Source organism: Amycolatopsis sp. NPDC051045 (genome assembly GCF_040682955.1).
Taxonomy (GTDB): Bacteria; Actinomycetota; Actinomycetes; order Mycobacteriales; family Pseudonocardiaceae; genus Amycolatopsis.
Genome location: NZ_JBFBCC010000016.1, coordinates 184702 through 210765, shown reverse-complemented (window position 1 = coordinate 210765; position 26064 = coordinate 184702). Strand labels below are relative to the sequence as shown.

The window sequence follows — 26064 nt, the reverse complement described above, 5'->3', positions numbered from 1 at the left end:
CATGACTCAGCAGGTCCGCCTCGATCGTGACGGCGGGCTCGCCGTCCTGACCGTCGACGCCCCGCCGTTGAACCTCTACACGGCTTCGCTGCAGTCTTCGCTCGCTTCGGCGATCGACGCGCTGGAGGCCGAACCCGCGCGGGCGCTGCTGATCCGCGCCGAGGGCAAGATCGTCAGCGGCGGCGTGGACGTCTCGCTGTTCGACGCCCAGGGCTCGCCCGCCGAGGCCAAGGTGCTGTTCGACGAGATGCTGGCGGTGCCGGACCGGATCGCGGCGTTGCCGTTCCCGACCGTCTTCGCGGCGCACGGCCTGTGCCTGACCTGGGCGTTCGAGGTCGCCGTGGCCTGCGACATCATTCTCGCCGCCTCGCGCGCGAAGTTCGGCCTGGTCGAGAAGGTCGTCGGCCTGACGCCGACCATGGGCGGCACCCAGCGGCTCGCCGCGCGGGCCGGCATCGGGCGCGCCAAGGAGTTCGTGATGACCGGCGACACCTACGACGCCGCGACGCTGGAGCGCTGGAACGTCGTCAACCGCGTGCTGCCGGACGAGGGCTTCGACGCCGCCGCACGTTCCTTCGCCCAGCGGCTGGCCGACGGACCGACCCGCGCCCACGCCGCGACCAAGCGCGTCCTCGACCACTACGCCGCCGGCGGTGTCCCGGAGGCGAACGCGCACATCACGGCGATCGCGGCAGCGCTGTTCGAGACCGAGGATCTCCGCCACGCCGTGAAGTCGTTCCTGGCCGACGGGCCGGGGAAGGCGACCTTCTCGGGACGTTAACCGTCCGTTCGGCCACCGGTTGCCACCGTTCGGGCGTGCGCGGTTGTCCCGGCACGGGGTTACATTCGATGTGGTCTAGACCACATCGCTTCCCCGCCTCGTGCCGCTTGGAGAACCGCCATGAGACGCACTCCCGCACGACTACGTTCCGCACTCGCTGCCGTGCTGATCGCCATCGGCGGCGTCGCGGCGCTCGCACCACCCGCCGCCGCAGCCGGTTCGCTGACCGCCACCCCGGCGCTGAGCGGGACCACCGGCACGTACACCGTCGCCAACACCGGGACCACGGCGGTGAGCAACTGGGCGATCACCTTCACGCTGCCCCCCGGGGTCACCGCCAGTACCGGCGAGCACGGCACGGTGACCCAGAACGGCACCCAGGTCACGCTGACCCCCGCCTACTACATCGCAACGCTGGCACCGGGCCGGAACACCTACCCGTACAGCCCGACGTTCCGGCTCAGCACCGCGGCGACGCCGGCGCAGTGCCGTGTCGACAACGCCAACTGCGACGGTTCACCGGACACGCCGCCGGGCGCGCCGGCGAACCTGCGCCTGGTCGCGAAGACGACCAAGACGGTCGCACTGGCCTGGAGCGCGTCGGCGGCCGGCTCGCTGCCGGTGACCGGGTACGACGTCTACCAGGGGACTTCCTTGGCCGCGTCGGTGACCGGGACGAGCGCCACCGTCGCCGGGCTTACGCCGGGTACGGCCTACTCGTTCACGGTGAAAGCCAAGGACGCCAAGGGGAACGTCTCCCCGGCGAGCGCCGCTCTGGCCGTTACGACGAACAGCCCCGCCGACGACACGCAGCCGCCGTCCCCGCCGGGTGGGTTGCGATCGACGGCTGCGGACTCGAGCACCATTTCGCTCGCGTGGACGGCGTCGACGGACAACACCGGCGTGATCGGTTATGACGTCTACCGCGGGCCGGACTTGGCCACGACGGTGACCACGACGTCGGCGGTGGTGACCGGGCTGGCTCCGTCCACTTCGTACACCTTCACGATCCGGGCCCGCGACGGCTACGACAACGTGTCGGCGCCGAGTACCGCCGTCACCGCGAAGACCGGCGACCTCGTTTCCGGCTACGCGAAGGTCGGCTACTTCGTGCAATGGGGCATCTACGGGCGCCAGTACTTCGTGAAGAACCTGGAGACGTCGGGCGCGGCGGCGAAGCTGACGCACTTGCTGTACGCGTTCGAGAACATCGATCCGGTCAACCTGACCTGCTTGTCCGGTGTCACGAAGGGCACCACGGCCAACCCCCAGGACCCCGGCCAGGGCGACGGCGCCGGTGATGCCGAGGCCGACTATTCGCGGCCGTTCGCGGCGGCGCAGTCCGTCGACGGCGTGGCCGACACCGGCTGGGAATCGCTGCGCGGCAACTTCAACCAGCTGAAGAAGCTCAAGGCGAAGCACCCGAACCTCAAGATCCTGGTCTCCCTGGGCGGCTGGACGTACTCGAAGTACTTCTCCGACGTTGCGGCCACCGACGCCTCGCGCAAGAAGTTCGTCTCGTCCTGTGTGGACACCTGGATCAAGGGCAACCTGGCGACCTACGGCGGCGCGGGCGGCCCGGGCACCGCGGCCGGGATCTTCGACGGCATCGACATCGACTGGGAGTGGCCCGGCAGCGCCGACGGCCACCCCGGCAACCACTGGAGCCCCGCCGACAAGACCAACCTCACGGCGCTGATGGCCGAGTTCCGCACGCAGCTGGACGCGTACGGCGCGACCACCGGCAAGCGGTACCAGCTGCAGGCCTTCACCCCGGCGGACCCGGCCAAGGTGACTGCGGGCTGGGACCTGTCGAAGATCTTCACCTACCTGGACGTCGCGAACGTGCAGGGGTACGACTTCCACGGCTCGGGCAGCGACAACTCGTGGGAGCCGAACCGCACCGGCCACCAGGGCAACCTGTACGCCGACGCGGACGACCCGTACAACTTCCACTTCAGCGCCGAAGCGGCGATCAACGCGTACACGAACGCGGGCGTCGATCCCCGGCGGCTGACGCTCGGGCTGGCGTTCTACGGCCGCGGCTGGCAGGGCGTGGCCGACGGCGGGAAGAGCGGCGAATGGCAGCCGGCGACCGGCGCGGCGCCGGGCCAGTTCGCCGAGGAAGCCGGCACGCGCGGGTACGCGAACCTCGTGGCGGGCGTACCGGGGTGCACGGTCCGCCACGACACGGCCGCCGTCGCGACGTCGTGCTACACGGGCAACGGCGGTCAGTGGTGGACGTTCGACGACGCCTGGTCGATCGGGGTGAAGACCGCCTGGCTGAAGTCGCGCGGGCTGCTCGGCGTGATGGCGTGGGAGATGTCGGGCGACACCGGCGTGTTGATGAACGCGGTGAGCGCCGGGCTCGGGTGGTGGGCGTTCGGCCCGCTGAACCGTGTGGTTCAGCGGGCTGAACGACGACTGGGTTTCCAGTCGAAGTACCAGCTGGGCTCGAACAACCTGTTCGTCGCATGGCAGACCCTGACCCACGCCGGCAACCCGGCATGATCTTGACCTAGCCAATTTCTGCAGGTCAGGCGGACCGGGGACCCTGGTTGCGGGGCGGTTTGGCGGGCACGCTAAAGTACTTTCACGCACTCAGGAGTGCGGGTCCGGGCTGTGGCGCAGTTTGGTAGCGCACTTGACTGGGGGTCAAGGGGTCGCAGGTTCGAATCCTGTCAGCCCGACCGGATAGGCCACGTTCACGCAGGTGGACGTGGCTTTTTTCATACCCGAGGTAGCCCTGGACGCGGCTCAGCCCCGGGGCTGCCCACATTTTGCCCACATGCCCCGGGGCTGATCATCACGCCGCCATGCTCGCCAGCACCTGAGTACGCCGGGCGTCGAGCACGTCCGCGACCTCATCGAGGCGGTCCGGGAACAGGTGCCCGTACACGTTGAGGGTCATGGCCGCGTCGGCGTGCCCGAGCATCTGCTGAACGACCTTCACGTCCGCGCCGGCCGCGATGGCGAGCGAGGCCGCCGTGTGCCGCAGCTTGTGGGGAGTGAGTCCGGCGACACCGAGGTCAGCAGCCTTGAGCGCCGCGTTGAACTCCCGCACGCGCCAGTTGTTCGCCCTCAACGACTGGCCCCGGCCGGTGGTGAACAGCAGATCGCCAGCCTGCCGGCCAGTCACCAGCGGACGCAGCACCGGCACGAGCGACGCCGGGAACGAGACGGTCCGCTTCTTCCCCGTCTTCGGCGGCCCCTCGTGTTGCACTCCCCCGACCTCGAAGAACGTCACGGCGACCCGGATGCGCCGTTTGACGAGGTCGACGCGCCCGACCCGCAGAGCAGCGGCCTCACCCCATCGAAGGCCGGTGTAGGCCAGCAGCAGGATGAGCGCGCGGTTGATTTCCGCTCCGGCGGTCGGCCGGTCGTACTTGGTCCGGAGGCCGGCAGCGGCGTCGGCGAGCGTCTCCACCTGTTCGTAGGTGAGGTACACGTGCTCGGTATCGGGACGCACCGGCAGCTTGACCCCGCGCGCCGGGTTGGCCGGGATACGGCGCGGCACGCACCAGTCGAGCACCATCGAGAACACCCGGTAGGCGTGCCGTGCCTGCGACGGGCCGAGTCCGCTCCCGCCCTTGTCCTTCGACTTCAGGAGGTCCGCCACCCAACCCGATACGTCTTCCCGGTGAATCGCGTTCAGCGGCAGACTCCCCCACTTCACGTTGACGTGGTTGTCGAGAAGCCCTCGGTACTTCCACCACGTCGACTGACGCAGGTCATGGCGGCTCTCCAGCCACTTCTCCGCCATCTCGGCGAAGGTCACCTTCGACGACTTCGGATCCACATAGGAGCCGCCGCGAAGGCTGTCTTCAAGCTCTGTCCGGCGCGCTTCTGCCTTGTCCTTGTTCGGAGCCGTCTCCGATCGGAGCTTGCCGGTCACGTCGTAGTAGCGAACCTCCCAGCGGGCCGGTGGCCGCCGTCCTGCCGCCTTCGCCTTGGCGACCGCCTCGCGGTGAGCAGCCTTCTTCAGCCGGTCGTAGACCCACGCACGAGCCATCAGCAGGCCGCCTGTCCGTCGATCCAGGCGTCGACGTCGGTCGGCCGGTAGCGGACGTACTTGCCGACGCGGAACCCGGCAGGGCCTTTGCCCGTCTTGCGCCACTGGTACAGCGTGTTGACGGGGACCTGGAGGTAGGCGGACAGGTCTTCGATGCTGAGCAGCCGGTCATTCATGGCGGTTTTCCTTGCTGTACTTGTGTTTGCGGTCGTCTCGGATGCGTTCGGCGATGCCGGCGGCTAGTTCGCGTTCGGCGTCGTCGCGGTAGCCGGCGCCGTCGAAGCGCCAGTCGTTGACCACGGCGATGGAGTCGGCCCGGTCGTCGAGGCCGAGGCGTTCGAGCGTCTCGGCGAGCCGGAAGGCGCGGCGGTCCCCGCGGATGGCCTTGAACGTCGTGGAGTACGCGAGCGACTTGGTGAGGAAATGGCCGCGGAAAGCGAGCATGTGCGCCCACCGTCGGAGCTTCAGGTCCTCATAGACCGGGAGGTCTCCGAGGTCCCAGGCGGTCTGGATGATGCGGCGGTGGTGCGCAGTCACCTTCAGGTGGTCGATGTCGAGTTGGGACCGGATCGGCCGGTCGGCGGCTTCGCTCTTGCCGGTGCCCTTCGTGGCGTACTTGGCGATGTAGGCGGCGAGCCGGGCTTCGGAGATCTGGCCGTTTTCGTCTTCCAGCTCGGCCGACCCGGCGGGCTCGATGCGGCGAACGTCGACCTGCGTGCCCCAGGTGAGCGGCAGCTCGGTGCCGTCGGGGTAGACGGTGCGCACGAGCACGGCCCCAGCGGCGGCGTAGACGGCGTCCTCGAGCAAGTCCGGGTGCGCCCACCCGGGAGCCGGTGAGACCGCGCCGTCGGGGCCGTCGAGGCGCACCACGGCGTGGAAGTGCACGAGCCCGCGCCGCTGGTACTCGGCGACCTTGCCGTAGGACAGGCGGGCCTGTTCGGCGAACTCGCGGGCCTTGAGTCCAGCACGACGGGCGATCTCTCGGCGCAGCCGCATCGTGAACCGCTGCCACAGCACGCCGGCGTGGGCCTGCCAGAGCACCGACCCGACGTAGTCGTAGGTCTCTGGGTCGAGCGGGGCACCGATGCGGGTGTCGTCGTCGTGGTGGTACTCCCCGCAGCCACACGGCCGACGCTTCCCGTTCCGGGTGATGTGGGCGGTGTGGACGGGCCCGAAGGACGGCGCGGTGAGGGTGACGAAGGCGCGGGGCCGGTCGCCGACCGAGGCGGGGATGCCCTTGTGGCCGCCGACGAGGCCCGCGCGGATGAGGTGGAAGGCGTCGGCGGCGTAGCGGTCGGAGCAGGCCGGGCAGACCCCGGATCGGCGGTTGCCGCAGGGGGCGAAGATGTCCCCGCCGTGGTGGTGCAGCACGTGGCCGGTGGTGGCGTCCTGGAGCTGGTGGGCGCCGGAGAGCCGGATCGGGCGGGCGCAGCCGTTGACGGCGCGGACCTTGTTGCGCCAGTCCTGGTAATCGCGGGCCTGGACGCGGGCGGCGAGGCGGTCGTCCAACGTCAGCATGTCGGAGCCTTTCAGTCGGGCGGGCATGAAAATGGCGCGGGAGCCGGGCCGGGATGGGGCCGGGCTCCCGCGCCGTGGCGGGAGGTGTCGCGCTGAGTCAGCCGGTGGTCAGCTCGTGCAGGATCTGCGCGGCCATCGGTTCGGGGACGCGGACAACGCGCCGGATCTCCTCGATGGTCAGCTCGCGCCCTTCGCTGCGGGCGGTTTCGGCAACGTTGTGGATTCGGTTGGTCAGCTCGGCTGGCAGCTTGAGCCGGGGCCGGGCCGGGGCCATGACGGCAGCAGGCTGCGCTGCCGGGTCAGGCTCGTTGTCGGTTCGAGCGGCGGTGACCGTGACTGGCTCGGGATCCGTAGCGGACTCCGCGGTCGGGGCGCGGCGCATGAGCAGCTTCACCACGACGAGGAACCCGAGTGCCGGCATTGCGGCAACCAGCCATCCGGCCGGGGTGGGTTCGGCGAGGGCGACTTGCGCGGCCATCTGCACTCCGAAACCGGCCACGAGCACGGCCACCGGGAAGGTGAGCTTGCGAGTACCCCCGGCGCGGTGGTCGCCTTGGATCTCGAACCCGGCGACGATGACGATGCCCTCGATCACCACGGCGTCGGCCCAGGCGATCCAGCCGAGCTGTCCGTGATGGACGGCCCAGTCATGGGTGTGGGTGAACCCGGCAGCCCCGCCGATCACCGCAAGGACCACAGCGACCAGAGTGCGAATGGTGTCCACCAGCCGACGAGTCCGGTTTGCACTGTCCTCAGTGGACATGTCAGCCTCCTTTCGATCTAGAACGGGGTGAGGTTGGACCAGCGTTGAAGCATGTCCCGGCCGCGTCGGGTGAGTCGCAACGGGAGGACGGGTTTGCGGACGACGCCGTGCAGGCACGAGACCGTCTCGCGGGCCGGGCTGCGTTCGACGTAGCCGATGGACATCAGGTGCACGACGATGTCCTCTTCCTGGGCGGCCCGGCAGTGTCCGTCCCCGTCGAGGACCATCACGCGGTCGGTGTCGTCCAGGAGCCCGAACTTGCCGTCTCGGACGTCGGCGAGCACGTCTTTGGCCACCAGCGGGTTGCCGGGCGAGCCGGGAGCCTTGCGACGTCCTCGGGCGGGTGGGCAGGCGCGGCCGGCAGGCGGTGCGGAGGTAGGCGCGGGCATGTCGAAGAGACCAGACTGTCCGGGGTCGATGCGGCGGGTCATCGGATGCGCCCCCGTCCGAGGTCACCGAGCTCACGGTTACGGAACTCCGAGACCGTGAGCGCCATCCCGAGTCCGACGCAGCCGATCACCGCGGCCACAATCCAGAACAGCACCGACCAGCCCTGAGCGAGGTAGATCACCCAGAGCACGAGACCGGCCGGGACGCCGTACTTCGTGAACAGCCAGGCCCGCCACACCACGAAACCGAGAATCCACATGACTATTCCTCTCTGGAAGGTTGGTGGTTCGGGCAAAACACGAGCTGTTCGGAGGTGCACCCCCAGCCGGGTTCGCTGTGCAGGTAGTCCCGCAGTTCCTCCCAACCCCGGTACAGCCCGGGCGGCGGCAAGTCCGGCTTGTCGCCGCACACCACGCAGTGCGCCGACCACAGGACATCGATCCGGACGATTTCGGCGTCGGCGTGAGCGTTGCGAGCCAGCCAGGCGCGGGCCTGGTCCTCGGTCGGGTAGACGGCTTCGATGGTGTCGATCTCGATGCCGATCAGGTCCTCGCCGTAGGAGACGACGAACCACGACGGGCCAGGTCGCGTCAGCGGATAGGCGACGGTCGTCACTGCTCCACCTCCGCCGGCCGGTGGTTCGGGCAGAACACGAGCTGTTCGCAGGTGCAGCACCAGCCGGGTTCGTGCGTGAGGTACAGCACCAGGTCCGGCCAGTCGACGAACCGCATTCGGTCCTCGTTGGAGAACTCGCCGCACACGACACACCGGGCGTAGTAGGCGACCTGGTACTCCCCGATGAGCACCAGGTCGCCCGGCTCCCGCAGCGCGCTTGCCCAGATGCCGGCGTCCTCGTGGGAGGAGTACAGGCGCTGGCTCAGCCGTTCCAGGCCTCGGTTGGTGACCTTGTCGATGGCGAAGTGCGGGGCGTGCACCACGGCGGGGTAGTTGACGTCTGCCATCACGCCACCACCGACAACCCGGACATCGGCCGGCCGGAGCGGATGAACGCGATCAGTTCGTCGATCTCGCGGTCGTCGACGTAGGCGGCCCGCACGCGCTGTGGGACGCGGGTGCGCTGCCGGATGACGTAGCCGATGCCGGCGGTGTCCGGGACGTTCGGGATCTCGTCCGCGAGAGCGCCTCGAAGCCGGGCGCCGTCTCCGAGGACCATGTCCACGTGCGACTGAGCGGTGACCCGCAAGCACACCCGGGTCGGGAACAGCTCCCGGACCGGGACGACGTCCTTGCTGGGTTCCTGCACCAGCGCGGTCATGAAGTGTCCGGTCGCGCGCCCCTGGGAACCGACGATGGCGAGCAGCTTGCGCAGGTTGCGGGCGATGGTGCCGTCGCCGTAGGCCAGCAACGCGCCGATCTCGTCGATGATCAGCAGGTTCAGCGGCGTCTCGCGGGAGACCTCGATCTTGCGGCGGCCGGTGAGCGCGAAAGACTGCTGCACGGCGCGCAGGTCCTCGATGTACTCGTCGACCAGCTCCGCGCACGCCTGTTCGGTGTCGGCGTAGCGGTAGGTGACGTCGGCGTCCCCGAGCTTGCGGAACTCCAGTTGTTTCGGGTCGCAGATCCACAGCCGGACCAGCCCGTCCCGGATCAGCGGTGCCAGGGCACGCAGCTCGGAGAAGACGATCGAATTCTTGCCGGCGCCGGTCGCTCCCGCGATGAACAGGTGCGACCGCAGCCCCAGCCGCCAGTCGGTGCCGTACTCGGTCTCACCGACGTAGATGTCGTCGATGTCGACCGCGCCTGCCTCTTCGGGCATCTCCGGGGCCGGGATGGTCTCGGTGAACGGCTCGGAGCGCTCGATGATCAGGGCGACGTAGCCGGGCTTCGGGTGCTCGAACGCGATCCGCTGCACCCGCAACGTGTCGGCCAGCCGTTCGAGGTTGTCTTCGATCGAGCGGCGTCCCTGCCCGCGCGGCAGCGCCATGGTGACCACGTCCACCGACGGCGAGTAGGAGCGCAGGCGGGTGATGCGTGGGAAGAGGTCTTCGCCGGTCTTGCGGTCGGTGACGTACATGTCGCACGCCCGCAGCGCCCGGGTGAAGCGCGGCCCGAGGTACACCGACCAGCGTCGGCGCCAGGCCCGAAGCCGCGGGGCCGCGTAGTGGTCGAAGGTGTCCGGGTGGGCTCGGTACCAGCACGTCAACGCGCCGATCGTGCCGCCGGCGATTCCGCCCGTGGCGCTCCAGCCCAGTTCGACACCGGAGCCGAGGACGGCGGCCGGGCCCAGGGTGGCGCCGGGGTGGCGGGCGAGCCACTTCAGCGCCTTGACTTCGGTCCCGATCTTGCGGGACGACTTGGGGGTGTTCATGGTCTTGGTGGTCCTCTCGAACAGCACAAGACCGGCCCCGCCTCCCGTGATGGGAGGTAGCGGGGCCGGTCGCGTGCGAAACGGATCATGTGCGGTTGGGTCAGGGCTTGATGGCGGTCCGGGCGTCGGTCAACTCGGTGGTGAGCGTGCCCATCGCGCGGGCCATGCGGTCGTGCGCGGCCTTGAACCCGTTCTTGTGCAACGGCATCCCGCGCATCGACTCCTTGAGCTGAGTCAGCGCGCTGCCGAGGTCATCGACGACCCGGTCAACCTGGTGTGCCATCTCAGAACCTCCAGTCCCGCGAGACCAGCTCGGCCTCGTGCTTCTTGCCGAGGATGCGCAGCCGGTCCAGTTCGTCGAACGCCTTGGTTCGCAGCGCCTTCAGCTCGTCCTTGGTGGCGATGGTCCACGAACCGGCCATCGCGTCCTCGTCGTAGCGGTCGATCAGCTTGTCGACCTCGACGAGAACCTCGGCGACCATGTCCATGTTGTTCACGAACGTGGCGTAACGCTCCTGCGCTCGCCGGTTGAGCGTCGCGATCTGCATTGCTTACCCTTCGCGTGTCGTGGCGACCAGTTCAGCCGCCGACGTGAGGTCTGCCGCCAGGAAGCGCACTGCGTTCCCGACCACGACCTTGATCTCCCGATCCGGACCGGTGGCCACGAACGCGCGGTACGCCTCGTTCGCCGCCGTGATGATCGCCAGGATCTCCGACATCACTCAGCCTCCGTTCCGGATCACGTGCTGCGCGTGCTTCAGGCCCTCGCAGAACCCGGCCTGCCAGCCCAGGTCCTCGGTCGTCTCCGCCAGCGCAGCAGCCCGTTCCCGCTCCAGTCGGGCCGCGAGCATCCGGATCACCACACCAACCCTCACCGGGCGGCTCACCGGCCAGCCCGCCACGCCAGCCACACTCCCGAGACCAGCGCGAGAACCCCGAACACCGGGGAAGCCACGATCAGCAGCCCCACCAGCACGAGCCACACCAGGTACGTAAACACCGCTTCTCCTCCTCACATCGACCACTGGGCGCCGCACACGGTGCACGTGGCAATCCGTGTCGGCGACAACCAGAAACTCGCGGAACACACATGGCTCGCCATCACTAGCCCCGCTTCGGACCGTGCGGGTCATACGACGACAACCCACCCCGAATCGCGTTCATCCCACCCATTCGCCTCTCCTCTCCACTCGCAAACTCCGTGGTAGAACCCCAGGACTCCCGGACGGTGTGTCCGGCCGGGAATCGAGGCGCGCCACCACAAACAGCGCGGATTTAGGCATGTATCGGCCCACTCTGAATTTGTCAAAGAACGGAAAGCGCCCTCGCCCGACTCGAAAACGGGCAGCCAACCTATTTGGGAAGGGCTCCAGGGTGGTGATGACGCAACGGCCGGGGAGGTAGCCGCGCGAACCGGTCACCCACCGGTCATGAAGCCGAGATCAGGCGGCGCGCTGCGCAGCACCCGACACGGCGGGCTTGAGACCCAGCGCCTTGAACCACAGACCCGAGCCGGTGATCCGGCCGTCCTCACCCGTCGTCTGCCACGTGTTCAACACCGGGTCGATCAACTCCACGTAGGTGCCCTCATCGAACCCCTCCCCCGGGTCCGCCGCGAGCGTCACCTTGATCTCCTCGCCCTTGCCCGGCCGGCGCCCCTCCACCTGACGCGGCTTCGCGAACAGCATCACCACGAACGCCGGATTGCCCTCGCGGTCCGTCGCCGGGAGCAGCTCGCCCTTCACCTCGCGCATCTTCATCGTCGGCGCCTCCGTGACCATGAACCGGTAACCCGAGCTGACGAACGGGATGTCCTGCATGCCGCCTCCTAGGTCGTCGTTAGAACTATCTCTATTACACATGGGTCGACACTAGCTGTCAATAGAAGTATCTCTATCAGTCTGCTGCGGCGGTAGACTGCACGTAGAGATAGGGTTATCGCCCACCGAGAGGAGGCGGCTTGACGATCGGCTACCGCGACCTGGCCTCACTGCTCAGGGACGCGATCACGGGAGGCGACTACCCGCCGGGCAGCACACTTCCGAAGCAGGATGACCTCGCGGACCAGTACGACATCAACGTCAACACGGTGCGCAAGGCCATCAGCGTTCTTGAGTCCGAGGGCCTCGTGACGTCCGTCCGCCGGCGCGGCACTGTTGTTCGAGCGCGACCGCCGATGAAGCGTCTTGGCGTCGAGCGCTACGCCAAGAGCAAGTGGAAGTTCGGACTCGTGGCGTTCGCCGCCGACCGCGAGGCCTCGGGCCAGACCTGGAACCGGAACGACCAGACCAACCAGGTCCGCAAGGTCGAGGCCGATGCCGACGTCGCCGCAGCCTTGGGCGTCGACCCTGGGAGTCCTGTGTACGAGCGGGCGCGACTGGTCAAGCAGGACGGACACCCGACTCACACGCTCACCAGCTACTACCGCCCCGAGCACGTAGAGGGCACTCCGATCGTCGACCCGAAACCCGGAACCGCGACCCCGGGTGGCGGCTTCGCCGTGCTCACGCTGCAGGGGCTAGAGCCCGACACCATGACCGAGACGTTCCACTCCCGAATGCCGACGCCTGAGGAAATCGACGAGCTGGAGCTTCCCGCCGGCGAGCCTGTGATGATCTTGGAGCGGACGACCCGGACGGCGGACGGCACACCGGTCGAGTTCGCACGAGGCGTGCACGCAGCTTCCCGGTTCGCCTGGTCCTACACGTTCGAGATCCCCGAGTAGTTCCGCGAGGAGACACCTGTGGCGACGCCGACGACGGAAATCCCCCACGAGCTTCGGGAAGACGTCGAGACACTCTGGAACTTCCACCGCATCGACGACCCGCTACGCCCGGTCGATGTCGCGATCGGGCTCGGCAGCCATGACCCGAGCGTCGCCGTCTACGCGGCCGAACTGTACGCCCGGCACCTCTTCCCGCTGGTCGCATTCACCGGCGCCAACGCCCCGACTACAGTCGACCGGTTTCCCCGCGGCGAGGCCGTCCACTACCGCGAGATTGCGATGGAGAGGGGTGTCCCCGATTCCGCCATCCTCGTCGAGCCGAAGGCCACGAACACCGCGGAGAACTTCGAGCTCACCCGTGACCTACTCCGCCAGCGTGGCATCAAGGTCACCACTGCCCTGATCCTCAGTCGGCCATACCAGCAGCGCCGGGCCTACACGACGGCCAAGAAGCTGTGGCCCGACGTCGACTTCCTCTCGTCGGCGATCCAGCAGCCGTTAGCCGACTACGTCAAGAGCATCGGCGACGCCAAGCGGGTGATCGACATGCTCGTCGGCGACACCCAGCGGCTGACCGTCTACGCCCAGGCCGGGTACGCCATCCCGACGGAGATTCCTGCCGATGTCGAAGCCGCCTACAACCGCCTGATCGCCGCAGGCTACGACAGTCGCCTCATCCCGACGACGTAGCTTCCTGCCTCCGCCGGGCACAGTGTGTTCAGAGTTTCTTTTCTTGTTCAAGGCGGCCCCTCCGGGGCCGCGCCGCTATCGGCCGGCACGCGCGGGGCCCGCCTCCGGCACCCACGCGACCGGCCGGCGGCTGCACCGAGGGCCGCAGCTCAAGAAGAAGAGAATGTCCTCGCCGGACGGGCAGGTCTCCGAGATGGCCGAGTCGAGCGCGGCGGTTACGTCCGTGTGCGGCCAAACGGCATCTCGCCGACCTCCCGGAGGGCTATCACGCCGCGTCAAGGGGGCGGCCGAGCAGGCGCGCGGCGGCAGAGCGGGAAGCGCCCCCTTGACACAGCGTGATCGGGCTGCGCCAGGTCGACGAGATACCGAAAGGCCACCCACTTCATTCGTCAAGGAGAAGTTACAGACCTCAACGTCGGCTATCGTCAAGAAGAGCGCGCACCCTGCCAATTTCGTCAGTCTCTACACCTTTTTGCATATTGAAGTCATCTAGCAATTTTCGGCGCTCGCCGGGAGCTCTGTCAGACAGCAAAAGGAACGTCAAGTATAGGTACCCAATCCCCCTGGGCACATGAAAATTATCTGGCTTCTCATCTTCAGTGAGATCACTAGCATAAATACGCGCAAACTCGACTATCTCCTCGAAGCGCTTCGCTGTAGTCTGGCTCAATTCCTCCACCGAGCGCACGCCAAGACGCTGCAGACGTCCACCCTGCCGGGCGATGTATGTGCGCCGTAAAGATTGCTCCAAGGTGGCATGCATCGCGTCAGCAACGGAGATGTCCAGACGCAAAGAGATTTCGCTTCCGCGCACATGCCCTATCACGGTCTCTTGATCCAAAGCGAGCCCAGTTTGAGACTTCTCAATTTTGACCTCGACTTCCTGCGCGTAAGCCCTCGATGCCTCCCTGAGGGCCTTGAACTCCGAGTCCGCAACTTCAAGCAAGCCGGCTAGCCGCGAGAAGCGACGCCTAAGGTTGCGCGGAAGTGTTTCATTTACTTTATAGCCGATATCGTGCTCTATCTCAGCCCATGCGTGTTGCAGAATCGATCTAATCTGAATTTCGAACTTAATGCCAGCAAACTTGGAGTATTCTATAAGACTACTTCGACCCTTGCTTACTTCGACAATGTAATGAACCGAGAGGTAACCGAAGCGGTCCGAGTCGATAATTTGTCTTTTGTCAACAGAATTATCTCGATCGACCTGAAATTCTTTTTCAATCAACGCAGATACTGAGTCGACTTCGTCCTCAAAGAATGTGATTATGCGCAGGCCGAGCAAATCAGTAAGCGACGCGAAGTCTGTGTAACGCTCAGACTTCTTTTGAACCTTTTCTAATGCGCTCGACTTTTCCTTTACTCGATGCACGACACTGTGCACCGACATTCCATTCGCCGCCAACAGAGCGTTGATCAGGTTCTTGACAAGGGCGCCTAAAGCCTCAAGTCCGGCCACCGTCCGCTCGTAGGAGGTCTCGCCCTGATCATCTACACCGTCGGCCATGATGCATGATAGCTGACAGCGACTACCTGTCACGCTATGCCACCTAGCAATCACCATCGCGCACGCAGATCAACTGCGCCGTCGCGGTTCAGCTGGCAGCCCGGAGGGGGCCGCTCCCAGTCAGCTCGCGGAACCCACTCGTCGTGGGAAGCGGGCACGCGGCCCACATTCTGACCACACCGCACCAGCGAACGACCACCAGCGATCATGACTGAAGACCTACAACTCCCCTGCGCAGCAGTCGTAACCGGACTAACGCGCAGGCTCTCGATCCGACGAGTAAGTGCAAGGGGTCGCAGGTTCGAATCCTGTCAGCCCGACCGGATAGGCCACGTTCACGCAGGTGGACGTGGCTTTTTTCATACCCGAGGCAGCTCCGGACGGCGCGAACCCCCGGGCATGTCACACCGCCCAGGGGTCGCGCATCAGGCAGCCATCCGTGACAGTTCGGCGGTACGCCAGGCGTCGGCGACCTCATCGAGGCGGTCCGGGAACAGGCGCCCCGTAGATGTTGAGGGACGCTACCCCGCGCTGAGGCTGAACGCGGTGGTCCGGTCGGCGAGCCAATCATGAACGACAAACCGACGCTGCCCGAAGTCATGCGCGACCATGGCGAGGGCCGGCAACCCCTCCTCGGCGGCGAAAGTCAGCACGCCCGGTTCGTGGTAAAGCTGGACGTCGCCACCGGGCATCGGGCGCGCGGAGATCAGCTCGGCCGGCATGCCGGTCCACACGCTGCAGCCGCGTGCGAGCCGGCGCTTGAATTCCGCCAACGTGTGGACCCGGGCGCCCGGGTCGTAGCCCTCTCGAAGTCCCAACGCGACCAAAACCGCCGACCGGATCACCTGGCCGTCGCTTCGCCAGTCGCCACCGGCCGCCAGCTCTGCGGCGGCGCGCTCGCAGTCGTGCCTCTTCGGCACGCCGTGGGTCACGCTCGGGTCGCGGACCAGCAGCAAGGACGAAACGAAGCCCCCTCTGGTTCGCGCGTAGCCGGTCAACGGCACACCCGTTCGGACAGACAGCGCGGCGATACCATTCACCACCTCGGCGACCGGGACACCGGGCACCACCGCCGGGGCGAGCTGGTGGGCCCACACACCGGCCGTTGTGGCGGCCCGGTGGTAGGAGCCGACTGTGTTCACGTCACGAGTCCTTCCGCCGAACGAGGGAAGCGGGGCCAGGTCATGCACGCGCAAACCGGCCGGTTGGTTGAGCATCCGCTGCCAAGCGAGCAGCGCCGAGACTCCTGACGAACCTCCGCCGGGGCCGCTAAGGTGAGCGAGCCGACTCGAGGGGGATGACGTGACCGATCAGGAAGGCGCCGACTGGATTCCGCCCGGCGCGGATCTTTCCCGGCCCAGTGCCGCCCGCATCTACGACTACCTGCTCGGCGGCGCCCACAACCTCGCCCCCGATCGGGCCGTCGCCCGGAAACTCGAGGCCATCCAGCCCCAAGTCGCCACCGTGGCCCGGCGGAACCGGGCCTTCCTCGGCCGCGTCGTGCGGTTTCTGCTCGAGCGGGGCGTTCGGCAGTTCCTCGACCTCGGCTCCGGCATCCCCACCGTCGGCAACGTCCACGAAGTCGCCCAAGAGGTCGATCCCGGCGCCAAAGTCGTCTACGTCGACTACGAACCCGTTGCCGTCGCGCACAGCCTCATGCTGCTCAAGGACAACCCGAACGCCCAGGCCCTCGAAGCCGATGCCACGAACACCGAAGCCGTGCTGAATTCCGCACCGGTGAAACAACTGCTCGACCTGAACGAACCCGTCGGGCTGCTCGCCATCACCCTCGGGCACTACCTGCCGGAAGTGCGCGGGGTGTTCGCCGCCTACCGGGATGCGCTCGCGCCCGGGAGCTACCTCGCGCTGACCCACCTGACCAATGACTTCGCCGTGTTGAACGATCCGCGTGTTGCCGAAACCATGCGCAAGACCCAGGATCACATCTACCCGCGCTCGAAGGACGAAGTGCTCGCGCTCTTCGACGGCTTCGAACTCGTCGAGCCCGGCCTGACCACCTCCGCCAACTGGCGGCCCGACCGGCTCGCCGCGGTCGTCGACCCCGAAGAAGACGGCCTCTACGCCGGCGTGGGCGTCAAACCGTAGGCGAACCGAACCGCTCCCACGCCGACTGGCGGGTCATGCCCAGCGCCTCGCCGATCTGCGACCACGTGCCGCCCAGCGCACGCGCCTTGCCGACCCACGCCGCCAGGTTCTGCTGCACCTGGGCCGTCGCCGCCGAGACCGGGGCCAGGTTCTGCAGCACCTGCTCCAACGGCAGGTCGTGCTCCCACGGCGCGATGAGCGGCGCGTCCGCCGGCTTGCCTTCGATCACCGATACGCACAGCTGCACGCAACCGTCGCAGATGAAGACCCCCGGACCGCCGACGAGCGTGTCCACCTCCGTGTTCGGCTTCGCGCAGAACGAACAACGGGCGATCACCGTCGTACTCATGGACGACCTCCTTGTCAGGCTCGACCTTACAGACGTAAGGGAGATCCTGACAAGAGGAAGGCTGCCGTCCAGTCGGCGAGTTCCGTCAGCCGGGTGGTCAGCTCTTCGATCTCGGCCCAGCGGCGGTGTTCCCGTTCCAGGTCCGGCACCAGGAAGTCCTCCACCAGCAGCAGGAGCGTGGCGATCTCGGAGGCGACGTCGGCGAGCTGCAGGAACGGCCGGTATTCGGCTTCGGTGCCCGTCCCGTGCCGCGCGGCCCACTCGCGGGCGCCGTGGCCGGCGGTCCGGCACACGGCCACCACGGTGCGGCGCAGCTCGCCGCGACGGGAACCGGGCTGCCCTTCGGCCAGCGGGGCGACGTTCCAGGCCACCGACAGCAGGCAGCACCCGGCGTCGTCCATCGACTCGTTCATCACCCGACGTACTCTGCGGACCCGCCCGCACAGATCCGCCGTTCCGACGCGCCGGGTCACCCCATCGTGTGGAGCACCGGCCCGGATCGAGTGAGCATCGGCAGCGAAACGAAGTCCGCGAGCGCCTGCTGGCCGGCGGCGTTCGCGTGGATGCCGTCGCCGTTGTCGTAGGCGGGGAGGATGCCGTTGGGCTTGAGCGGGTCCTTGAGCACCTCGTCGAAGTCCACGACGCCGGAACACGCGCCCCCGCAGGTGTTCCACCGCTGGACGAACAGCGCGATCCCGTGCCGGGCCAGGTTGGCCTGGTCGCCGTACCCCGGCCGGGGCGTGCTCGGCGTGACGTACACCGCGATCCCGGCCGCCCGCAACCGCCGGAACACCGACCGGTAGCTGTCGAGGATCGTCGCCGCGTCGCAGCCGTACGCGAGGTCGTTGGTGCCGTAGTAGTAGACGACGGCCGTGACGCCGTGCAGCGCCAGGACGTCCCGGTCGAGCCGGCTCGAAGCGTCCAGGCCGGCGACCGACGGCGGCATCCCCGGGCACGACCGGGCGCTCGTGGTGCCCGAGACGCCGGCGTTGGCCACGGCCAGCTGCGCCGACGGCGGCGACTCCGCGACGATCCGCCGCGCCAGGTCGTCGGTCCACCGCCGGTTCGCGCCGAGCTGGGTGCAACCGGGGCCGCAGTTGGTGCTGCCGATGCCGTCGACGACCGAGCTGCCGAACGGGACGACCGTGCCCTTGAGCGCGGTGTTGTGCACATCGACGGCGCTGACGACGTAGGTGGACCCGACCGTCGACGTGAAAGCGCCGCCCGAACCGTCGGCGGTGTGGTCGCCCGAGCCCGGTGCCGTGAGGTAGTTGTCGCGCAACGCCGCGCCGTGGCGGCCGGGCACGGCGGTGCCCTCGACCGACATGCTCACCGCGAGGTCGGAGTCCGGGCGGGTCGCGATCCTGGCCTCGTCGCTCCAGACCTCGCCGCCGGCCGGAATCGTGACGGCGGAACGGCCGGCGAAGGTCAGGTCGCGCACCCCGGAGACGGCGGCGCCCCCCGCGCTCGGCCCGGCGGTGGCGTGCCCGATGGTCAGCGGCCCGGTGCCGAAGGTGTTCTGGAACCGGACGCGGACCGCGTCGCCGCCCTGGCTGAGGTGGGTGATCATCCGCAGCGACCGGCCGGTGACCGGCTCGTCGGCCCGGCCGTCCTGCGACTGCGCCCACGAGGTGAACCAGGCGTGCCCGGCCCCGGCAGCGCCCGGAGCGGAGGCGATGACCGCCGCGGCCACGGAAACCGCAGTGAGAAGGGCGATCCTGTGCACGGCGCCTCCGATGTCCACAAAGGACCGTCAGCGGCGACGGCCTCCCGGCTGATCGTAAGCAGCCGATCACGGGGCGACAAGGTTTTGTCCGATCTTGTCAGCGGCCGCGGATTCCCGTTCGATGGCGGCATGACCCCAGCAGGCAGGTGGGAACCCGCCGTCGACGCCACGCGGATCGCGCTGCTGGCTGTGGGAATCGGGCTGGTTTCGGCGACCCTCGGCGGGCTCGCCGTACTGCGCCGGCCGCCGTGGCCGGACCTGCGCCGCCGGCGCTAGCTCGCGCCCTTCGCCAGCGCCTGCACGCGGCCGATCGGGCCGTTGTAGTAGTTCTGGTCCCCCGGCAGGCGGCCGCCCCGCGCGAACTGCCAGATGCTGTGCTTCGCCCAGCCCGCCGGCAGCTCGCCGACGTCCGGGCCGTACCGCGCCAGCCACAGCGGATCGGTGTCCCCGAACCGGCCGGTGTTGCCGGTGCAGCGCTTCCACCACGCCGTGCTCGTGTAGATCAGCGCACTGCGCTTGGCCTTCGCCAGGTACGTCCGCGTGAAGTCCGCGATCCACGCCGTCAGGTCGGCCGGGTTCTTGCCGTAGCAGACTTCGCCGTACGGGTTGTACTCGATGTCCAGCGCGCCCGGCAGGGTGGTGCCGTCCGGGCGCCAGCCACCGCCGTGGGCGATGAAGTACTCCGCCTGCTCGGCGCCGCCCGAGACGTCCGGGCGGGCGAAGTGGTACGCGCCGCGGATGAGGCCCGCCGCGTGCGCGCCGTCGTACTGCTGCCCGAACTGCGGGTTGACGAACCCGGTGCCCTCGGTCGCCTTGACGTAGGTGAACTTCGCCCCGGCGACGACCGCGGCGACCCAGTCGACCGGGCCCTGGTGCCCGCTGACGTCGTGCCCGAGCGTCTGTTCGGCGGCATCGACGCGAGGACTCCCCTGGACGCCTTCGTGCCGGGCGATCTGCGTGCCCGCGTAGTTCGTGTCCGCGAGGGAGTAGTCGGGCGCAGCGGAAGCGGGCGTGGCGGCGACCGCCGAAGCGAGCGCGGCCACGGCGCCGGCTCCGGCGAGCCGGACCCGCCACCGCCTCTGTTCGTCGTGTCCGGCAACGGTTCGGCTCATCCGGGCTCCGATCTCGGTACGGGCACGTCCGAAACCCATGGTGCCCGCCCGCGTCGCTCCCCGCGAGGCTTCTGTCACCCGATGTAGTGATCAGAGCTCGGTGGTGATGATCGCCTCCACCAGTGTCTCCCCCGACGGCGTCAGTTCGACCACGCCGTCTTCGGGACGCAGCTCGACGAGCCCGCGCGAAGCCAGCGAACGGAACTTGCCCAGCCACGGCTCGGCGAACAGTGACCGCCCCGGGAACCGCGCGGCGTGCAGGGAATCCCGCAGCGGCTGCAACGTCGTCAGCGCCATCTTCACGGCCCGCGCCTCCTGCGCTTCGGGCGTGAACCGCGTCGCCGAGCCGAGCGGGATCCGGCCCGCCTCGACGGTTTCGGTGTAGCGGCGGGAGTTCACGTCGGTGATCGCCTCGGACGCGCGGCAGCTCGAACTGCCGCCCAGCCCGATCGCGACCTCGGCCTCCTGCTTGTCCTGGTCGACCATGATGGACTTCCACTTCTCGGGCCCGAGGCCGGCCCGCGCGAAGTACATCGTCGGGTGTTCGGTGTACCCCGCCGCGCGCAGGCCCTCGGTGAGCAGCTCCCGCATCTGGTACTGCTCGCCGAGCGTGGGCCAGCGGTGGCCGTCGCGCACCAGCTTGTCGCGGTAGGACGGCAGCTGCCACGCCGCCGGCTTCTCGCCGGTGACGCCGGTGCGCGTGTCGCTGTAGGACGCCAGGTGCAGCTTCGTGCAGACCACCGCCGTCACCTCGTTCTCCAGCACGACGTCGAGGTCCCGGCGGACGCTGTCCAGGGTCTGGTCGAGCAGGCCGTACATCAGGTCGATGCTGACCCACTCGAACCCCGCCGCGGTCGCGTTGCGGACGAAGTCGACGCACATCTGCGAGCTGTGTTCCCGTCCGCAGAGCGCCAGCACGTGGTCGTCGAACGACTGGACGCCGCTGGACAGCTTGGTGCAGCCCAGGTCCCGCAGCAGCTCGAGCTTGGCCGGGGTGAACGTGCTGGGGTCACCCTCGAACCGGATCGTCGTGTCCGCAGTGAACCCGAAGTTCTCCCGGTAGAACTCCAGCAGCCGGCGGATCTCGGGTTCCGGCAGCAGCGACGGCGTGCCGCCGAAGACGTTGAACTCCCCCACCTCGGCGCCACGCAGCCGCGGCACGGCCTCGAGCCACAGCCGTGCTTCGCGGATGTTCAGATCGACCCAGTGCTTCGCTTTTTCGTACGTCACTTCGGGTTTGCCCTTGACCAGCACCACCGGGTACTGGCAGAACCGGCAGCGGTAAGCGCACGTCGGGATGTAGGACCACAGGTGGATCGGGCCGCTCGAAGCCAGCTGCGCGTCCAGGTCCCGCAGGAAGTCCTCGGGCGAGCCGGGGACGTTGCCCGGGAACACGTGCGCGCCGAACGGGTCCTCCTGCACGAAGTCGAGGAGGTGCCGGTTCTCGGGCGCCTCGAGGACGTCGAGCACGGCGGGACGCGGCCGCGCGAGGTCGATCGTGTGCAGCGACCCGATCGCCTCTTCATAGCCCAGGTTCATCAGAACACCCCTCCGTTGCCGAAGTAGTTGTGGGCCTCGCCCGACTCGCGGTCTTCGCAGTAGTAGCGGACGAACTCCGCGAACCGCCCGGCCGGGATCTCGGCCAGGCACGGCGGCAGCGGCGGCGGGTGCCCGATGTCCTCGCCGACGTGCCGCCGCAGGCACGCGAACAGCTCGTCGGCGAACTCGAAGTACAGCCGGTACGACGGCGTCTTGTAGGCGTGGATCGGGGTGAAGTCGACGACGCGCATCTCGTGCCGGATCTCGGTGATCCGCCCGGCCAGCCGCGCGGCGAGATCGGCGCCGAAGAACGCGATGACGGCGTCGTCCGCCAGCAGCGCGGGCGTCAGCAGCACCGGCAGGATGGCGTTCTTCGGGGTGAAGTCCTTGATCGAGAACTCCCACGCCTGCCGGGCCTCGGCTTCGGTGAGGTCGGCCGGCACCGCCGGCGCCGACGGCCGGATGTCACGCATGACGATGATGCCGTCCGAGCCGTAGGCCCGGCCGGCGATGACCTCGTCGATGGCGTGGTCGACGCGCCGCGGGTTGATCTCGACCCGGGCGCGCGGGGCATAGGTGATCGCGTCACCGCCGCTGGCGACCTTGATCCCGAAGTCCCAGTCGTCGGAGAGGTGGTTGACGAACTTCCCGTCCTGCAGCTGGTAGAAGATCTCGATGCCGCCGGCGCGCTCGTAGGCGTCGCGCTCGACGGCGAAGCCCTTGCCGTCGGGGAAGCCGCCGAAGAGCGAGAAGGTGACGGCGCGGCACCGCAGCGTCCGCTGGATCGCGTCCCACAACCGTGGCCGGCCGGTGAAGTGCTCGGCGTTGTAGTAGTAGTCGCAGACGCCGATCGCGGCCTTGCTCGACTCCATCGCGGCGAACAGTTCGCTCAGCCAGTGCGCGTCGACCCGGCAATCCGCATCGGCGGAGACCAGGTAGAACCGCTCCCCCGGATCGCTGTCGGGCCGGTTCCGGCTGCGGGCCGCGGCGAAGTCCATGCCCGCCCGCCGCGCGCACGAAACGCCCTGCTCCGGCTCGTGGATCACGTGCAGCACAAGATCCGGGTGCGAAGCCGCGAAGGCGTGCGCGACGGCCACGGTGTCGTCCGTCGAGTTGTTGTCGACGAGCACGACCTCGTACCGGCCTTTGTCCAGGAGCCCGTCGCCGGCGCGCTGGTCGTGCAGCGTCCGCAGCACTTCCGGCAGGTTCGCGGCTTCGTTGTACACCGGCAGCACGACGCTCAGCCGCGTCGCCGCTCCCATCGGTGGCGGGTACAGCCGGTCGACCAGGTCGTCGACGACCCGCGCGCCGAACCGCGCCTGCCCGAGTTCGGAGTTCACCCGCACCACTTCCGCCCGTTTCCCTTCGTCGGTGATCAGCTCGGCCACTTCGCGGGCGAACGCCGCGTCCGGCAGGTCGCGGGCCCGGATGTCCAGCACCGGTGCCCGGAAGCCCTTGCTGCCGTAGACGACGTCGTACAGCTCGTACCCGCTGGTCACGTACGGCGTCCCGGACGCGATCGCCTCGCTGACCGGGTTGCCGTAGCTCTCGTAGTCGTAGGAGGTCAGGAACGACACGACCGTCGCGTGCGCGAGGAGGTCGCGCACGGAGTACCGGCCGGGGACGGCCGTGTCGTACGGGGTCAGCCAGCCACCGAACACGACGCGGTCGCGCACGCCCAGGCGGGTCGCGAGGTCGACGAGCCGGGCGTGCTCGGTGGGGGTCTCCCCGACGTCGCCGGCGACGAACAACCACACGCCCGGCAGCAGCGCCAGGAGGTGGAGGTCCCGGTCGATGCGCTTCTGCGGGATGACCCGGGTGATCCGGGCGAGCAGGGGGACGTCGCCGGGAACGCCGTGGTCGCGCCGGAACCCGGCGTTGCGCTCGTCGATCCGCGCGGGGGCGATGGTGAAGCTGTTGGGCAGGACGTCGATGTTCGCCAATCCCGGCACCCACTCCAGCGTCCGCGCCTTCGCCTGCTCGTGCAGGGCGAAGTAGTGGATGTGCGGGGAGTTCCGCGGCGCGGGGACGCCGGGGTACGGGAACGTGCCGTACTTGGCGATCCCGGGTTCGCTCTGCCACATCAGGTCGTGGTCGCGCCAGAACACGAACCGGCCGAGCCGGTGGCGGGCGCCGTAGCGGCCGATGGCCCGGTACAGCGCTTCGGTGTAGGCGAGGTTTTCGGGCAGGGTCCCGTTTTCCACCATCACCACGGTCACGCCGCGGCGCTCCCAGGTGGCCACGATCCGGTCCGCGAGCTCGTCGGCGATGCGGTCGATCTCGGGCCGCAGCGCGTCGTCGCCGGCCTGGACGACCCGGCTGAGCACCCGTTCGACGAACTCGCGGTCGTAGCCGCGGATCGCCCCGACGTCCTCGACGCGGTCGAGCGTGACCCACTCGGGCAGCAGCTGCGCCTCGTCGCGGTAGGGCCGGAAGAACGCGCCCTTGTCGGCTTTGATGTCGTATCCGAGGTCCAGGTGGACGCGGTGCCCGCGAGTGGCGAAGCGGCGCGCCGTCTTGAGGAACTCGACCACGACCCCGGACAGCGGGGTGGCGTCGAAGGACACGCCCCAGAGCACTGACATCGATGTCAAACCCCCGAATCGGCTTGGCCGTCGTCTCCAGGGTAAGCGCCGGGGTGTCGGGCGGCCGTGTGAGCGCTTTCCCGGTTGACCGCGCGGCGCCGCACCCCGCACAGTGACCGCATGAACCGGGCCCTCGGGGTGCTGACCTGCGGCGCCTTCCTCTCGATCGTGCTCGGGGTCCTCGGCTCCGGGGAGCCCCCGCTCGTCTTGGTGCTGGGCGCGGTCTTCACCGCGCTCGCCACGCTCGGCTTCGGTTGGGTGCGCGGCCGCGAGCGGCTCGCGTGGGGCGCGGCCTACGTCGCCGTCCAGCTTCCCCTGGCGTTCGTGCTCTTCACGATCGACGCCGGGGTCGGGACGACGCTGTTCCTGGTCGTGCTGGTCAGCCAGGCCGTGCTGCTGCGCCTGCCGCGGCCGGCGGTCGCGCTCGTCATCGCCGTGATCCCGCTCGTGCACCTCGGGATGTCGCTGGGAGAGGGACTGCGGGAAGGCGTCGGCACGCTCATGTCGGTGCTGTTCGCGGCCGTCATCACCGAACTTTTGCTGCGCGAACAGCGGTCGCGCGCCGAACTCGCCGAAGCGCACGCGAAGCTGCGCGACTACGCGGCCCAAGCCGAACGGCTGGCCACGGCGCAGGAGCGCAACCGGGTGGCGCGCGACATCCACGACGGGCTCGGGCACGCGCTCACCGTCGTCCAGATGCAGGTGAAGGCCGCGCGGGCGGTGCTGCCGGCCGATCCCGGCAAGGCCGACGACGTGCTGGGGAAAGCGCAGGACCAGGCGGAAGCCGCGCTGGCCGAGGTGCGCCGTTCGGTGCGGACGTTGCGCGAACCGCGGCTGGTACCGCCCTTGCCGGAAGCGCTCGAAGCCCTCGCGGAAGAGACGTCGGCGACCGGCGTCGCGGCGAGGCTCACGGTGTCCGGCACGGAACGTCCCCTGCCGGACGAGCAGCGCGAAGCCCTTTACCGGGCCGCGCAGGAGGGCCTGACGAACGTCCGCAAGCACGCCGGTGCCGCGAGCGCGGACGTCGTGCTGGACTACACCGGATCGGCCGTCCGGGTCGAGGTCCGCGACGACGGCCGGGGCACCGACGGCGGCGCGTCCGCGGGCTTCGGCCTGGTCGGGCTCCGGGAACGGGCCGACCACCTCGGTGGCAAACTGGCCTTCACTTCGACCCCCGGCCACGGCAGTGCCCTGAGCATGGAGATCCCCGGATGACGCCGGTCCGCGTCCTGCTGGTCGACGACCAGGCCCTCTTCCGCGAAGCCCTCGCCACCCTGCTCGCCACCCACGACGGCATCGACGTCACCGGCGAGGCCGGAAACGGGGCCGAAGCACTGAGCCAAGCCGCTTCGCTGGCCCCGGACGTCGTCCTGATGGACCTGCGCATGCCGGTCCTCGACGGCGTGGCCGCGACCCGGCGGCTGCGGGCCGAGCACCCTGGCATCCGGGTCATCGCGCTGACCACCTTCGACGACGACGAAGACGTCTTCGCCGCCCTGCGTGCGGGCGCCGTCGGCTACCTGCTGAAGGACGTCTCTTCGGCGCGCCTGGTGGAGGCGGTACTGGCCGCGGCCCGCGGGGAGTCCGTGCTGCAGCCATCGGTGGCGGCCAAGGTCGTCGCGCGGTTCGCGCAGCTGCCGGACGCGCCCGAGCCGCGCCCCCAGCCGCTGGTGGTGCCGCTGTCGGAGCGCGAGCTGGAAGTGCTGCGCCTGCTCGCCGACGGCCACAGCAACCGGGAGATCGCCGCGGCGCTGTTCCTCGCCGAAGGCACGGTCAAGAACCACGTCACGAACGTGCTGGGCAAGCTCGGGGCCCGTGACCGCACCCAGGCCGCGCTCAGAGCCAGGGACCTCGGCCTGCTCCGGTCATGACCCCCGGTCATGACTTCCGGCACCTGGCAGCACGGCTTCCAGGCGCGATTCTCGTCCAGGA

Annotated in this window: 30 protein-coding genes and 1 tRNA gene; 9 read left to right on the top strand and 22 right to left on the bottom strand. The window is 68.7% G+C overall.

From position 1 onward, the window contains the following. Position 1 precedes the first annotated feature (1 nt). The 3 genes from AB0M80_RS32505 to AB0M80_RS32495 all read left to right on the top strand — a co-directional run bounded on the left by AB0M80_RS32505 (position 2) and on the right by AB0M80_RS32495 (position 3471). Positions 2–781, top strand: a complete 780-nt coding sequence (locus tag AB0M80_RS32505) for an enoyl-CoA hydratase/isomerase family protein (protein WP_364572576.1) — start codon at positions 2–4, stop codon at positions 779–781. A gap of 120 nt (positions 782–901) precedes the next feature. Further along, positions 902–3292, top strand: coding sequence for a glycosyl hydrolase family 18 protein (locus AB0M80_RS32500; protein WP_364572574.1), 2391 nt, complete (start codon positions 902–904; stop codon positions 3290–3292). Positions 3293–3397: 105 nt separating this feature from the next. Further along, positions 3398–3471 (top strand) — tRNA-Pro (locus tag AB0M80_RS32495). A 116-nt stretch (positions 3472–3587) separates the two neighbouring features. Here AB0M80_RS32495 and AB0M80_RS32490 read toward each other — a convergent pair. The 14 genes from AB0M80_RS32490 to AB0M80_RS32425 form a co-directional block, all read right to left on the bottom strand. Continuing rightward, positions 3588–4676 carry a tyrosine-type recombinase/integrase gene (locus AB0M80_RS32490; RefSeq protein WP_364572572.1) on the bottom strand — a complete coding sequence of 363 codons (1089 nt, stop codon included), beginning with the start codon at positions 4674–4676 and terminating at the stop codon, positions 3588–3590. Positions 4677–4792: 116 nt separating this feature from the next. Beyond that, the gene (locus AB0M80_RS32485; RefSeq protein ID WP_354846524.1) at positions 4793–4969 is read right to left on the bottom strand and encodes a helix-turn-helix domain-containing protein; all 177 of its coding nucleotides are present in this window, start codon (positions 4967–4969) and stop codon (positions 4793–4795) included. Further along, complete coding sequence (locus tag AB0M80_RS32480) at positions 4962–6311, bottom strand: replication initiator (RefSeq protein ID WP_364572570.1); 1350 nt, start codon at positions 6309–6311, stop codon at positions 4962–4964. The genes AB0M80_RS32485 and AB0M80_RS32480 overlap by 8 nt, the downstream gene beginning before the upstream one ends. 97 nt (positions 6312–6408) lie before the next feature. Continuing rightward, on the bottom strand, positions 6409–7074 hold the full coding sequence (locus tag AB0M80_RS32475) for a DUF2637 domain-containing protein (RefSeq protein ID WP_364572568.1): 666 nt from the start codon (positions 7072–7074) through the stop codon (positions 6409–6411). A 17-nt stretch (positions 7075–7091) separates the two neighbouring features. After that, positions 7092–7463 carry a hypothetical protein gene (locus tag AB0M80_RS32470; RefSeq protein ID WP_364572566.1) on the bottom strand — a complete coding sequence of 124 codons (372 nt, stop codon included), beginning with the start codon at positions 7461–7463 and terminating at the stop codon, positions 7092–7094. 38 nt (positions 7464–7501) lie between these two features. Next, positions 7502–7723: a hypothetical protein gene (locus tag AB0M80_RS32465; protein ID WP_364572564.1), complete on the bottom strand. Its 222-nt coding sequence runs from the start codon at positions 7721–7723 to the stop codon at positions 7502–7504. A gap of 2 nt (positions 7724–7725) precedes the next feature. Next, on the bottom strand, positions 7726–8079 hold the full coding sequence (locus AB0M80_RS32460) for a hypothetical protein (protein ID WP_364572562.1): 354 nt from the start codon (positions 8077–8079) through the stop codon (positions 7726–7728). Further along, the gene (locus tag AB0M80_RS32455; protein ID WP_364572560.1) at positions 8076–8426 is read right to left on the bottom strand and encodes a hypothetical protein; all 351 of its coding nucleotides are present in this window, start codon (positions 8424–8426) and stop codon (positions 8076–8078) included. The genes AB0M80_RS32460 and AB0M80_RS32455 overlap by 4 nt, the downstream gene beginning before the upstream one ends. Beyond that, positions 8426–9793 carry an FtsK/SpoIIIE domain-containing protein gene (locus AB0M80_RS32450; protein ID WP_364572558.1) on the bottom strand — a complete coding sequence of 456 codons (1368 nt, stop codon included), beginning with the start codon at positions 9791–9793 and terminating at the stop codon, positions 8426–8428. Before AB0M80_RS32450 ends, AB0M80_RS32455 begins: the two co-directional genes overlap by 1 nt. Before the next feature lie 100 nt (positions 9794–9893). Then, complete coding sequence (locus AB0M80_RS32445) at positions 9894–10076, bottom strand: hypothetical protein (protein ID WP_364572556.1); 183 nt, start codon at positions 10074–10076, stop codon at positions 9894–9896. A 1-nt stretch (position 10077) separates the two neighbouring features. After that, the gene (locus AB0M80_RS32440; protein ID WP_364572552.1) at positions 10078–10341 is read right to left on the bottom strand and encodes a hypothetical protein; all 264 of its coding nucleotides are present in this window, start codon (positions 10339–10341) and stop codon (positions 10078–10080) included. Between the two features lie 3 nt (positions 10342–10344). Then, a complete protein-coding gene (locus AB0M80_RS32435; protein WP_364572550.1) occupies positions 10345–10512 on the bottom strand; it encodes a hypothetical protein in 168 nt (55 codons plus the stop codon). A gap of 3 nt (positions 10513–10515) precedes the next feature. Continuing rightward, a complete protein-coding gene (locus AB0M80_RS32430) occupies positions 10516–10644 on the bottom strand; it encodes a hypothetical protein (protein ID WP_364572548.1) in 129 nt (42 codons plus the stop codon). 591 nt (positions 10645–11235) lie between these two features. Beyond that, on the bottom strand, positions 11236–11613 hold the full coding sequence (locus tag AB0M80_RS32425; RefSeq protein WP_364572546.1) for a hypothetical protein: 378 nt from the start codon (positions 11611–11613) through the stop codon (positions 11236–11238). A 140-nt stretch (positions 11614–11753) separates the two neighbouring features. Between AB0M80_RS32425 and AB0M80_RS32420 the strand changes: the two genes are divergently transcribed. Next, positions 11754–12518, top strand: coding sequence for a GntR family transcriptional regulator (locus AB0M80_RS32420; protein ID WP_364572544.1), 765 nt, complete (start codon positions 11754–11756; stop codon positions 12516–12518). An 18-nt stretch (positions 12519–12536) separates the two neighbouring features. Beyond that, positions 12537–13208, top strand: a complete 672-nt coding sequence (locus tag AB0M80_RS32415) for a YdcF family protein (protein ID WP_364572542.1) — start codon at positions 12537–12539, stop codon at positions 13206–13208. A 409-nt stretch (positions 13209–13617) separates the two neighbouring features. Here AB0M80_RS32415 and AB0M80_RS32410 read toward each other — a convergent pair whose 3' ends face one another. Next, complete coding sequence (locus AB0M80_RS32410; protein ID WP_364572541.1) at positions 13618–14715, bottom strand: hypothetical protein; 1098 nt, start codon at positions 14713–14715, stop codon at positions 13618–13620. 521 nt (positions 14716–15236) lie between these two features. Continuing rightward, complete coding sequence (locus AB0M80_RS32405; protein WP_364572539.1) at positions 15237–15932, bottom strand: hypothetical protein; 696 nt, start codon at positions 15930–15932, stop codon at positions 15237–15239. A gap of 85 nt (positions 15933–16017) precedes the next feature. Between AB0M80_RS32405 and AB0M80_RS32400 the strand changes: the two genes are divergently transcribed. Then, positions 16018–16821, top strand: coding sequence for an SAM-dependent methyltransferase (locus AB0M80_RS32400; RefSeq protein ID WP_364572537.1), 804 nt, complete (start codon positions 16018–16020; stop codon positions 16819–16821). On the opposite strand, the gene AB0M80_RS32395 is transcribed toward AB0M80_RS32400, so the two are convergent. From AB0M80_RS32395 to AB0M80_RS32385, 3 genes are read right to left on the bottom strand one after another with little or no spacing between them, the layout of a single operon-like run. After that, positions 16811–17170, bottom strand: coding sequence for a ClpX C4-type zinc finger protein (locus tag AB0M80_RS32395; RefSeq protein ID WP_364572535.1), 360 nt, complete (start codon positions 17168–17170; stop codon positions 16811–16813). The two genes, AB0M80_RS32400 and AB0M80_RS32395, sit on opposite strands and share 11 nt — an antisense overlap. A 26-nt stretch (positions 17171–17196) precedes the next feature. Beyond that, a complete protein-coding gene (locus AB0M80_RS32390; protein ID WP_364572614.1) occupies positions 17197–17583 on the bottom strand; it encodes a hypothetical protein in 387 nt (128 codons plus the stop codon). Positions 17584–17639: 56 nt separating this feature from the next. Then, positions 17640–18896 carry a GDSL-type esterase/lipase family protein gene (locus tag AB0M80_RS32385; protein WP_364572533.1) on the bottom strand — a complete coding sequence of 419 codons (1257 nt, stop codon included), beginning with the start codon at positions 18894–18896 and terminating at the stop codon, positions 17640–17642. Positions 18897–19025: 129 nt separating this feature from the next. Here AB0M80_RS32385 and AB0M80_RS32380 point away from each other — a divergent pair, with 129 nt between their 5' ends. Beyond that, a complete protein-coding gene (locus AB0M80_RS32380) occupies positions 19026–19172 on the top strand; it encodes a hypothetical protein (RefSeq protein WP_364572531.1) in 147 nt (48 codons plus the stop codon). Here AB0M80_RS32380 and AB0M80_RS32375 read toward each other — a convergent pair. The 3 genes from AB0M80_RS32375 to AB0M80_RS32365 all read right to left on the bottom strand — a co-directional run bounded on the left by AB0M80_RS32375 (position 19169) and on the right by AB0M80_RS32365 (position 24132). Further along, positions 19169–20008, bottom strand: coding sequence for a lysozyme (locus tag AB0M80_RS32375; RefSeq protein WP_364572529.1), 840 nt, complete (start codon positions 20006–20008; stop codon positions 19169–19171). The two genes, AB0M80_RS32380 and AB0M80_RS32375, sit on opposite strands and share 4 nt — an antisense overlap. A 90-nt stretch (positions 20009–20098) precedes the next feature. Beyond that, positions 20099–21547 carry a radical SAM protein gene (locus AB0M80_RS32370; protein WP_364572527.1) on the bottom strand — a complete coding sequence of 483 codons (1449 nt, stop codon included), beginning with the start codon at positions 21545–21547 and terminating at the stop codon, positions 20099–20101. Then, entirely contained in the window at positions 21547–24132 is a 2586-nt protein-coding gene (locus AB0M80_RS32365; protein ID WP_364572525.1) for a glycosyltransferase, read from the bottom strand. The genes AB0M80_RS32370 and AB0M80_RS32365 overlap by 1 nt, the downstream gene beginning before the upstream one ends. A gap of 120 nt (positions 24133–24252) precedes the next feature. Here AB0M80_RS32365 and AB0M80_RS32360 point away from each other — a divergent pair, with 120 nt between their 5' ends. Further along, positions 24253–25347, top strand: coding sequence for a sensor histidine kinase (locus AB0M80_RS32360; protein WP_364572523.1), 1095 nt, complete (start codon positions 24253–24255; stop codon positions 25345–25347). Continuing rightward, a complete protein-coding gene (locus AB0M80_RS32355) occupies positions 25344–26003 on the top strand; it encodes a response regulator transcription factor (RefSeq protein ID WP_364572521.1) in 660 nt (219 codons plus the stop codon). The genes AB0M80_RS32360 and AB0M80_RS32355 overlap by 4 nt, the downstream gene beginning before the upstream one ends. Positions 26004–26064 lie beyond the last annotated feature (61 nt).